This window comes from Streptomyces sp. NPDC041108 (assembly GCF_055592645.1).
Genome location: NZ_JBVIYK010000008.1, coordinates 446,719 through 455,751 on the forward strand (window position 1 = coordinate 446,719; position 9,033 = coordinate 455,751).

At 72.2% G+C, this 9,033-nt stretch carries 9 protein-coding genes; 3 read left to right on the plus strand and 6 right to left on the minus strand.

Going from position 1 to position 9,033, the window contains the following annotated elements:
- Positions 1 to 72: 72 nt before the first annotated feature.
- Together ACZ6BB_RS24725 and ACZ6BB_RS24730 are read left to right on the plus strand one after the other, a co-directional pair.
- The gene (locus tag ACZ6BB_RS24725) at positions 73 to 1,539 is read left to right on the plus strand and encodes a purine-cytosine permease family protein (protein WP_471617326.1); all 1,467 of its coding nucleotides are present in this window, start codon (positions 73 to 75) and stop codon (positions 1,537 to 1,539) included.
- Positions 1,536 to 2,108: a cysteine hydrolase family protein gene (locus ACZ6BB_RS24730; protein WP_471617327.1), complete on the plus strand. Its 573-nt coding sequence runs from the start codon at positions 1,536 to 1,538 to the stop codon at positions 2,106 to 2,108. The genes ACZ6BB_RS24725 and ACZ6BB_RS24730 overlap by 4 nt, the downstream gene beginning before the upstream one ends.
- Here ACZ6BB_RS24730 and ACZ6BB_RS24735 read toward each other — a convergent pair.
- Positions 2,084 to 3,373 (minus strand): alpha-L-fucosidase, encoded by a 1,290-nt coding sequence (locus ACZ6BB_RS24735; RefSeq protein ID WP_471617328.1) that lies wholly within the window; start codon positions 3,371 to 3,373, stop codon positions 2,084 to 2,086. The two genes, ACZ6BB_RS24730 and ACZ6BB_RS24735, sit on opposite strands and share 25 nt — an antisense overlap.
- A 233-nt stretch (positions 3,374 to 3,606) precedes the next feature.
- Between ACZ6BB_RS24735 and ACZ6BB_RS24740 the strand changes: the two genes are divergently transcribed.
- Complete coding sequence (locus ACZ6BB_RS24740; RefSeq protein ID WP_471617329.1) at positions 3,607 to 4,029, plus strand: SseB family protein; 423 nt, start codon at positions 3,607 to 3,609, stop codon at positions 4,027 to 4,029.
- 69 nt (positions 4,030 to 4,098) lie between these two features.
- On the opposite strand, the gene ACZ6BB_RS24745 is transcribed toward ACZ6BB_RS24740, so the two are convergent.
- The 5 genes from ACZ6BB_RS24745 to ACZ6BB_RS24765 form a co-directional block, all read right to left on the minus strand.
- A complete protein-coding gene (locus tag ACZ6BB_RS24745) occupies positions 4,099 to 4,500 on the minus strand; it encodes a MarR family winged helix-turn-helix transcriptional regulator (protein ID WP_275460257.1) in 402 nt (133 codons plus the stop codon).
- Positions 4,501 to 4,573: 73 nt separating this feature from the next.
- Complete coding sequence (locus ACZ6BB_RS24750; protein ID WP_471617330.1) at positions 4,574 to 4,927, minus strand: VOC family protein; 354 nt, start codon at positions 4,925 to 4,927, stop codon at positions 4,574 to 4,576.
- Positions 4,928 to 5,150: 223 nt separating this feature from the next.
- Positions 5,151 to 7,388 (minus strand): 1,4-alpha-glucan branching enzyme, encoded by a 2,238-nt coding sequence (gene glgB / locus ACZ6BB_RS24755; RefSeq protein WP_471617331.1) that lies wholly within the window; start codon positions 7,386 to 7,388, stop codon positions 5,151 to 5,153.
- 4 nt (positions 7,389 to 7,392) lie between these two features.
- A complete protein-coding gene (locus tag ACZ6BB_RS24760; RefSeq protein ID WP_471617332.1) occupies positions 7,393 to 8,796 on the minus strand; it encodes a maltokinase N-terminal cap-like domain-containing protein in 1,404 nt (467 codons plus the stop codon).
- A gap of 29 nt (positions 8,797 to 8,825) precedes the next feature.
- A partial coding sequence (locus tag ACZ6BB_RS24765; protein WP_471617333.1) for an alpha-glucosidase C-terminal domain-containing protein occupies positions 8,826 to 9,033 on the minus strand: 208 nt, incomplete at its 5' end.

Below are 9,033 nucleotides of genomic sequence, written 5' to 3' on the forward strand. Positions count from 1 at the left end.
GCACCTAGGTTCCCCTCGACGCGATCAGCATGATCGGACGGACAGGTCCGCGATCAGACAGGCAGGTCGGCGATGACGGACTCACACACCCCCGACGGCACCGGCGCCGTCCGACCGCTCCAGGTGGAGACCCACGGCCTGGACGTGATCGGCGACACCGAACGCAAGGGCACCCCACGGACCCTCTTCTGGCCCTGGTTCGGCGCCAACGTCTCCGTGCTCGGCATGAGTTACGGCGCGTTCGCGCTCGGCTTCGGCATCTCCTTCCCGCAGGCCCTGGCCGCCGGCGTCATCGGCGTCGTCTTCTCCTTCCTGCTCTGCGGCTTCGTCGCGGTCGCCGGCAAACGCGGCTCGGCCCCCACGATGGTGCTCAGCCGCGCCGCGTACGGAGTGCGCGGCAACCGGCTGCCCGCGGCCGTCTCCTGGCTGCTCACGGTCGGCTGGGAGACCGTGCTCTGCGCGCTCGCCACCATGGCCACCGCCACCGTCTTCGACCGGCTCGGCACGGGCGGCGGCACCGGGACCAAGATGCTCGCCCTGATCCTCGTCGCCGCACTGGTCGTGGTGGTCGGCGTGACGGGCTTCGACCTGATCATGCGTCTGCAGACCGTCATCACCGTCGTCACCGGCGTGCTGACCGTCGTCTACGTCGCACTGGTCGCCGACCACGTCCACTGGTCCGCCGTCAGCTCGGTACCGGCCGGATCCGCCCAGGAGTTCATCGGCGCCCTCGTCTTCCTGATGACCGGTTTCGGGCTCGGCTGGGTCAACGCGGCCGCCGACTACTCCCGTTATCTGCCGCGCGACTCCTCCGGCCGGGGCGTCGTCGGCTGGACCACCTTCGGCGCCTCGCTCGCCCCGCTGCTCCTGCTGGTCTTCGGACTGCTCCTCGCGGGCTCCTCCGCCGACCTCGGCGAGGCCGTCGCCGCCGACCCGGTCGGCGCGCTGACCACGCTCCTGCCCACCTGGTTCCTGGTCCCGTTCGCCGCCGTCGCCGTGCTCGGCCTCGTCGGCGGTGCCGTCCTCGACATCTACTCCTCCGGCCTCGCCCTGCTCGCGGCCGGTCTGCGCGTACCGCGTCCGCTCGCCGCCCTCGTGGACGGGCTGCTGATGATCGCGGGCGCCGTCTACATCGTCTTCCTCGCCGACGACTTCCTCGGCCCGTTCATCGGCTTCCTCACCACCCTCGGCGTCCCCGTCGCCGCCTGGTGCGGAGTCATGCTGGCCGACCTCCTGCTGCGCCGCCGCGACTACGCCGAGGCCGACCTGTTCCGCCCGGACGGCCGCTACGGCGACATCCCGCCCGGCCCTCTCCTGCTCACCGTCGCCGCCACCGCCCTCGGCTGGGGCCTGGTCACCAACGCCGCGGCGGGCTGGCTCGACTGGCAGGGCTATCTCCTCGGCCCCTTCGGCCTCGGCGGCAGGACCGGTGACTGGGCCTACGCCAACCTGGGCGTCCTGGTCGCCCTGGCGGCCGGCTTCCTCGGCACGCTGACGCTGTCGCGGGGCCGGGTCCGGGCGCAGGAGGCGGGGGCGTGAGGACGACGGCCCCGGGGGGCCTGCTCGCCGTCATCGACATGCAGCGCGTGTTCGCCGAGCCCGACAGCCCGTGGGCGGCACCCCGTTTCGAGGAGGCCGCGGCGGGTGTACGGCGGCTGCTGCCGGCGTTCGCCGGACGGACGGTGTTCACCCGCTTCGTCGCGCCCCGGCGGCCCGAGGGAGCCTGGCGGGCGTACTACGCGCAGGCGCCCTTCGCGCTGCGGCCACCCGGCGCGCGCCTGTGGCAGTTGGCCGACGAACTCGCCGACGAGGCGCCGGACGTGATCGACGCCCCGACCTTCGGCAAGTGGGGCCCGGAACTCGCCGCCCGCCTCGGGTCGGACGGGCGGCTGGTCCTGGCCGGGGTCAGCACCGACTGCTGTGTGCTGTCCACGGTTCTCGCGGCGGCCGACGCGGGCGTCGAGGTCCTGGTGGCCGCCGATGCCTGCGCGGGCGCGGACGACGAGTCGCACGCCAAGGCCCTGCATCTGCTGGACCTGTACCGCCCGCTCGTCCGGGTCGTGACCGTCGACCAGGTGCTCGGTCAGTCGCGGCCGGCACCCCGGTAGAGGTCCAGCTCCCCGTCCAGCTCCAGGGCGAGCACGGTCGCGTACGGGTCGAGGTCGGCCTCCGCGGGGGCGTCGATCCAGGTCACACCGGGCACGGCGTCCAGGCCGCCGATCACCCGGTGGCCCAGTTCGGCGCCCGTGCCGAGGACGGTGGCCCTCCGGACCGGATTGCGCAGCCCCCGCACCGCGACGGACTCGCGCGGCACGTCGAAGCACGTCAGATACAGCGTGCGCCGGTCGGCGGAGAGGGTGCTCGGGCCGTAGTGGTGCCCGGCGGGCAGTCCGGCGACCGTCCCGTGGACGGCCTCGGAGTGCCGCGCGATCCAGGCGCCGAGCCCCTCCAGCCGCTCGACCTGCTCCGCGGGGATCGTCCCGTCCGCCCTGGGACCGACGTCCAGCAGCAGATTGCCGCCCATGCCGATCGTCTCGGTGAAGTAACGCACCAGCTGCCGGACCGACTTGTGGTTGTGGTCCGCGTGCTGGAAACCCCAGGAGTCGTTGATGGTCAGGCACAACTCCCAAGGCCCGTCTGGCGCTTCGAGCGGTACCCCCTGCTCCGGGGTGGCGTAGTCGCCGCGGCCGAGCATGCGGGCGTTCAGGACGGTGTCCGGGTTCTCCGCGAGGATCAGATCGGCCAACTCCGTGATGCGCCACTGCTGTTCGGTGCGCTCCCACTCGCCGTCGAACCACAGCAGGTCGGGGCGGAACCGCTCCACCAGCTCCCTCACCTGACCGTCACGGTAGGCGAGGTAGCGGTCCCAGGCCGCCGGGTCCTCCTCGCCGGGTGCGGCGTGCGAGTAGGGGTTGGCGTCGTTTCCGCCCGGGTGCGTGTTCGACCACTGATCGATCTCGGGGTGGCGGACGCTCGCGTAGTCCGGGTGGTTCCAGTCGGAGTGCGAGTAGTAGAGGCCGACCTTCAGGCCCCGCTCGCGCAGCGCGTCCACATAGCCGCCGATCAGGTCCCGGCCCGCCGGGGTGCGCCGGACGACGTCCAGTTCGCCGTGGGCGGTGTCCCACAGGGCGACGCCGTCGTGGTGGCGTGCGGTGAGCACCGCGTATCCCGCGCCCGCCCGGGCGAACAGCTCGGCCCAGGCCGCCGGGTCGTAGGCGGACGCGGTGAAGCCGTCCAGCTGTTTCATGTACCGCTCGTGCGTCACCTCGCCCCAGTAGAAGGACCAGGACTCCGGCACCCCGTCCACGGCGTAGATGCCGTAGTGGATGAAGATGCCCAGCTTGGCGGCGGGAAACCAGGGTTGCATGGTCATACGGCCACGCTAGGCGCAGGGCCCCGGCGGGCGCGTGGGCGCCGGTCACCACTGCTGGTCCGTTTTCACCCCGACCGGAGAAATGACCAGCCCTGTCGGCGTGGCACGGACCGGCGGGCCGAACCCGGAGCGGCGTAGAGGAATGCGTGCGTCCGTGTCGGGTACGCGCAGGGCGACGCGCCCGGTACGGACGCCGTTCCGGGCGGCCTTTCCATCACTATCTGGGATCTTCCATGGACATCTCCCCCAACGGTCACCACGCGCCCCAGGCCGTATCGCCGGCCCAGCGCGCGCTGACCGCGCTCGCCTTCGACACCCATGACGAGGCCGCGCTGAGCACACTCGCCGACAGCGACGTGCTGATTCCCGTGCCGGACGACGCCGACGAGGCCGCCGTGAGCGACCCGACGGCCGTGGCGCTGCCGGTTCTGGAGCAGCCCGGCGGTGAACAGATCGTGCCGGTCTTCACCTCGGAACCCGCGATGGCCGAACTCCTGCCGTACGTGTCGCGCTACCGTCTGGTGCCGCTGGGCGCCCTCGCCTCCCAGTGGCCGGCCGACGTGGACCTGTCCCTCACCATCGACGCCGGTTCCCCGCACGGTCTCACCCTCGACGCCCACGACGTGGGCACCCTGCTGGGAGGGCAGGGAATCTGAGCCCGAGAGCCGGCCTGAGAAGCGGGGACCGCAGCCCCTCGTGCCCGGTCCGGCCGGGTGACGGGCGGGTCAGCCCTGCCGGAGCGTACGGGCCAGGGCGTCGCGCTGCAGCGGCAGCGCCTCGGCGTGCAGCGCGCGGCCCTTGTCCGTGAGGGCGACCCACACGCCGCGCCGGTCCTCCGCGCACACGGACCGTTCCACCAGGCCGTCCTTCTCCAGGCGGCCGATCAGCCGGGACAGCGCGCTCTGGCTGAGGTGGACCTTCTCCGCGATGTTCTGCACCCGGCACAGGTCCCCGGCCGCCGTGGCGGCCGCCAGGCCGGACGCGAGGATGTCGAGCACCTCGAAGTCGCTGGCGCCGAGGCCGTGCGGATGCAGGACGCGGTCGATCTCGCACATGGTGCGGGCGTGCACGGACAGGATGTCCCGCCACTCGTCCTCAAGCCGGGCGCCGGCCGTGTTCGCTGCCATATGTGCACGGTAACAGAGGGCGAGCAGATTGTTGCCCATGCAACTAGTGCAGGCGCAACGACTGTCTCCGGGTCTACTCCGCCGTGGTGTCCTGGAGCAGCCCGATCAGGTTCCCGTCCGGGTCCTTCACCGAGGCGATGAGCCGGCCGCCGCCCACGTCGTGGACGTCCTCCAGCGTCTCGGCGCCGGCGCCCAGCAGCCCCGTGAGCGTCGCCCGGATGTCGGTGACGTGCCAGTACGGCACGGGACCGGTCATTCCCTTCGCGTGTCCGTTCGGGTCCAGACCCACGTCCTGCCCCGCGTCCTTGAAACCGACGTAGTACGCCGAGTCCGCATACGGCTCGACCTCCAGCAGGGCGCTGAACAGGGCCTTCGCCGCGGCCAGGTCCTTGACGGGGTAGATGACGGTCTTGAGTCCGGCGGTCATGGGGTGCTCCTCGGGTGTCGTTTCCTGGTCGCTGTGAACTGCGCTCCACGCTAGGGCGCGAGCGCCCCGGCAGGCTTCTCCGATCCTGATCGATCCCCCGAGAGCGAGGGGTGTCCCATCGGCATTCGGGTGCGGGGCCTGGTGGCTCTCAGGGGCGCGGGGAACTGCGCGAGAAGCCCCACCCACCCGCGGAGGACCGGCACACGCGAGCGGCCCGCAAGACCTAGGCCGGGCGGAGCCAGACCGTGGCCAGGGGCGGCAGCGTCACCCGGACACTTCCCGACCGCCCGTGCCAGGCCACCGGCTCGCGCGCGACCGGGCCCGAGTCGCGGACACCGCCGCCCCCGTACGCCACGGCGTCCGTGTTCAGCACCTCAGCCCATGCGGGAACCTCCTCGGGGACACCGAGCCGGTACTCCCGCCGGACGACCGGGCTGAAGTTGGACACCGCCAGGAGAGGCACCCCCTGCGCGTCGAACCGCAGGAAGGCGAAGACGTTGTCATCGGCGGCGTCCCCGCACACCCACTGGAAACCGGCGGGATCCGAGTCCCGCTGCCAGAGCGAGGGTGTTCGCCGGTACACCGCGTTGAGGTCGCGGACGAGATCGCGCACCCCCCGGTGGTCCGCCTCGGCGCCGTACCCCGGGTCGAGCAGCCACCACTCGGGGCCCTGCGCCTCCGACCACTCGGCACCCTGCGCGAACTCCTGTCCCATGAACAGGAGCTGCTTGCCGGGGTGCGCCCACATGAAGCCCAGGTACCCCCGGTGGTTCGCCCGCCGCTGCCACCAGTCGCCCGGCATCTTCGACACCAGCGCCCGCTTCCCGTGGACGACCTCGTCGTGGGAGATGGGAAGGACGTAGTTCTCGCTGTACGCGTACACCATCGAGAAGGTCATCTCGTCGTGGTGGTACTTGCGGTGCACCGGCTCGTGCTCGATGTAGCCGAGCGAGTCGTGCATCCAGCCCATGTTCCACTTCAGCCCGAAGCCGAGACCGCCGCTGTCGGTCGGGCGGGTGACGCCGTCCCAGGCCGTGGACTCCTCCGCGATGGTCACCACGCCCGGCGCGCGCCGGTACACCGTCGCGTTCATCTCCTGGAGGAAGGCGACCGCGTCCAGATCCTCGCGCCCGCCGAACACGTTGGGGGTCCACTGACCGGAGTCGCGCGAGTAGTCGAGGTAGAGCATCGACGCCACCGCGTCCACCCGCAGCCCGTCGACATGGAACTCCTCGCACCAGTAGACGGCGTTCGCCACCAGGAAGTTGCGCACCTCGGTACGGCCGAAGTCGAACTCGTACGTCCCCCAGTCGGGGTGCTCGGCCCGCCGGCTGTCCCCGGGCTCGTACAGCGGCTCCCCGTCGAACCGGCCGAGCGCCCAGTCGTCCTTGGGGAAGTGCGCGGGCACCCAGTCCAGGATCACCCCGACACCGGCCCGGTGCAGCGCGTCGACGAGGTACTTGAAGTCGTCGGGGGTGCCGAGGCGCGCGGTCGGGGCGTAGAAGCCGGTGACCTGATAGCCCCAGGACCCGCTGAACGGATGCTGGGCGACCGGCATCAGCTCGACATGGGTGAAACCGAGGTCGGAGACGTACTCAGGCAGCACATCGGCCAGTTGACGGTACGTCAGTCCCGGTCGCCAGGACGGCAGATGGATCTCGTAGACGGAGAACGGCGCCTCGTGCACCGGGGTGTCCCCGCGCCGCGCCATCCATTCCGCGTCGCCCCACTCGTAGTGGGAGGCCGTGACGACGGACGCCGTCGCGGGCGGCACCTCAGCCCGGCGGGCCATCGGATCGGCCTTGAGCAGACGGTGGCCGTGGCGGGAGGTGATCTCGAACTTGTAGTGGGCGCCCTCACCCACCCCCGGCAGGAACAGCTCCCAGACCCCGGACGACCCGAGGGACCTCATCGGGAACGCCGTCCCGTCCCAGCAGGCGAAGTCACCGACGACCCGTACACCCCGGGCGTTCGGCGCCCACACGGTGAACCGGGTGCCGGTCACGCCCTGGTGGGTCATCGGTTCGGCACCGAGCGCCTTCCACAGCTGCTCGTGCCGCCCCTCACGGATCAGATGCAGATCCAGCTCGCCCAGCGCGGGCAGGAAGCGGTACGGGTCGTGCACCTCGTGGTCGGTGTCCTCGTACGAGACGAGCAGCGTGTACGGAGGGACTGCGTCACGCGGCAGCAGGACGGAGAAGAGACCGTCGCCCTCCGAGGCGAGATAGGTGCGCTCACCGCCGATCACGACGCTCACGGCGTGGGCGTACGGCCGCAGCGCCCGCACGGCGATCCCGCCCGGCACCGGGTGGGCGCCGAGCAGGGCGTGCGGGTCGTGGTGGGCGCCGGAGAGCAGCCGCGCACGGTCGTCGGGGGCCAGGGGAGGGGCTGCCACGGTCAGCCGGGGCCCGCGCGGGGGCGGGCCCGCCGCCTCGGGGGGAGTGGTGTCGCGCAGGGCCACGGTCTCAGTCTCCTCTCACGGCGAGACGCTCGATCGCCGCCATCGGTACGGGAAGCCAGTCGGGGCGGTGCCGGGCCTCGTAGAGCACTTCGTACACGGCCCGGTCCGTCTCGTAGGCGCGCAGCAGTCCGTGCTTCTTGCGCGGGTCCCAGCCGGCGTGGGCGGCGTAACCCGCGCAGTACGCCTCCCGGCAGCGGCGTGCCCACTCCGGGCGCCAGGGGCGGCGCTGCCGGGCCGCGTAGTCGAAGGAGCGGAGCATCCCGGCGATGTCCCGCACCGGCGACTGGGTGCCGCACCGCTCGGCCAGCGGACGGGACGGCTCCCCCTCGAAGTCGATGACGAACCACTCCCGCCCGGCCCGCAGCACCTGACCCAGGTGCAGATCGCCGTGCACGCGCTGTGCGGGCGGACCGACGTCGCAGGAGAGCAGGGCGCGAAAGGCGCTGCGCAGACCGGGGACGAACGGCCGCAGGGCCGGTACGGAGCGTGCGGCGGCGTTCAGGCGCTCGGTCATCGCGGCAGCCGTGCGTCCGTTCTCGTCGTGGGCGCCCGAGGGGAAGGCCGAGGCCAGTGCCAGATGCACCTCGGCCGTGGCCCGGCCCAGCTCACGGGCCTGTGCCGTGAAGTCCTGCCCGGCGGCGAGCGCGCCGAGCGCCAGCGTCCAGCCGTCCGACGCGTCGGGCAGGAACGGCTGCAGCACACCGAGCGTCGCCGGGAACGGATCGGTCGTCCGGAACCAGGCCACCGGCGCCGGCACCCGGCCGCACCCCTGCCCGGCCAGCGCACCCGGCACCTCGAGGTCGGGGTTGACCCCCGGCTGGATCCTCCGGAAGACCTTCAGGATGAACGCGTCCCCGTACACCAGCGAGGAGTTGGACTGCTCGGCGTCCAGCAGCCGGGGCGCGAGCCCGGCCGGCACCCGCACGTCGGGGTCCGACTCGAAATGCAACGGGCCCGCCGTACCGGGGTGCCGGAGCCGTTCGAGCAGCAACTGGGCCGAGCGGGGGTCGTACAGCGCGTCGTACACGCTGAGACCCGCGAGCGGGCCCTTCTGCGCCTGCCCGATGAGCGCCCGGCCGAGGCGCGGCGCCTGGTGTTCCCGCACACCGAGCAGCAACTGGTAGCAGTCACCGGCGGCGGGGATGCCGCCCGGCGCGGGCACCCCGCCGTGGCCGGTGTGGCTCGGCTCGCCGGTGTGCACGAGCAGGTGCAGACAGCCCGGATACAGCTCCGTCATCGACAGCAGGGCGAGGTCCGTGACCGGCCGGTCCTTGCCGGCGAACCAGCGCTGCCGGGGGAGCCAGTCGCGCAGCAGCCCGGCCAGCGAGGCCATGAGGTCGGCGGCGACCTCGCCGCTGCTCGGCCCGCCGCTGCCCGGCCGGAGCAGTGCGGTTGCGGTCTTCGACATGGTGACGCGTCCTTTCGCCGGGCCGCGCCTCAACGCCCTGGGGCGGCGCGGGTGAGGACTCGGGAGAGCCGGAACCAGTAGAAGCCGTGGCCCGCGAGGGTGAGGAGGTAGGGCAGTTCACCGATGGCCGGGAAGCGGACTGCGCCGATGAGTTCGACGGGGTGGCGTCCTTGGTAGGCGCGCAGGTCGAGTTCGGTGGGCTGTGCGAAGCGGGAGAAGTTGTTCACGCACAGCACG

Excerpts from the sequence above, each read along its gene's own strand:
- ACZ6BB_RS24750 (WP_471617330.1), bottom strand. The coding sequence starts at position 4,927 with ATGACCGCCGGACTCAAGACCGTCATCTACCCCGTCAAGGACCTGGCC.
- ACZ6BB_RS24735 (WP_471617328.1), bottom strand. The coding sequence starts at position 3,373 with ATGACCATGCAACCCTGGTTTCCCGCCGCCAAGCTGGGCATCTTCATC.
- ACZ6BB_RS24745 (WP_275460257.1), bottom strand. The coding sequence starts at position 4,500 with ATGGCAGCGAACACGGCCGGCGCCCGGCTTGAGGACGAGTGGCGGGAC.
- ACZ6BB_RS24760 (WP_471617332.1), bottom strand. The coding sequence starts at position 8,796 with ATGTCGAAGACCGCAACCGCACTGCTCCGGCCGGGCAGCGGCGGGCCG.
- ACZ6BB_RS24740 (WP_471617329.1), top strand. The coding sequence starts at position 3,607 with ATGGACATCTCCCCCAACGGTCACCACGCGCCCCAGGCCGTATCGCCG.
- ACZ6BB_RS24725 (WP_471617326.1), top strand. The coding sequence starts at position 73 with ATGACGGACTCACACACCCCCGACGGCACCGGCGCCGTCCGACCGCTC.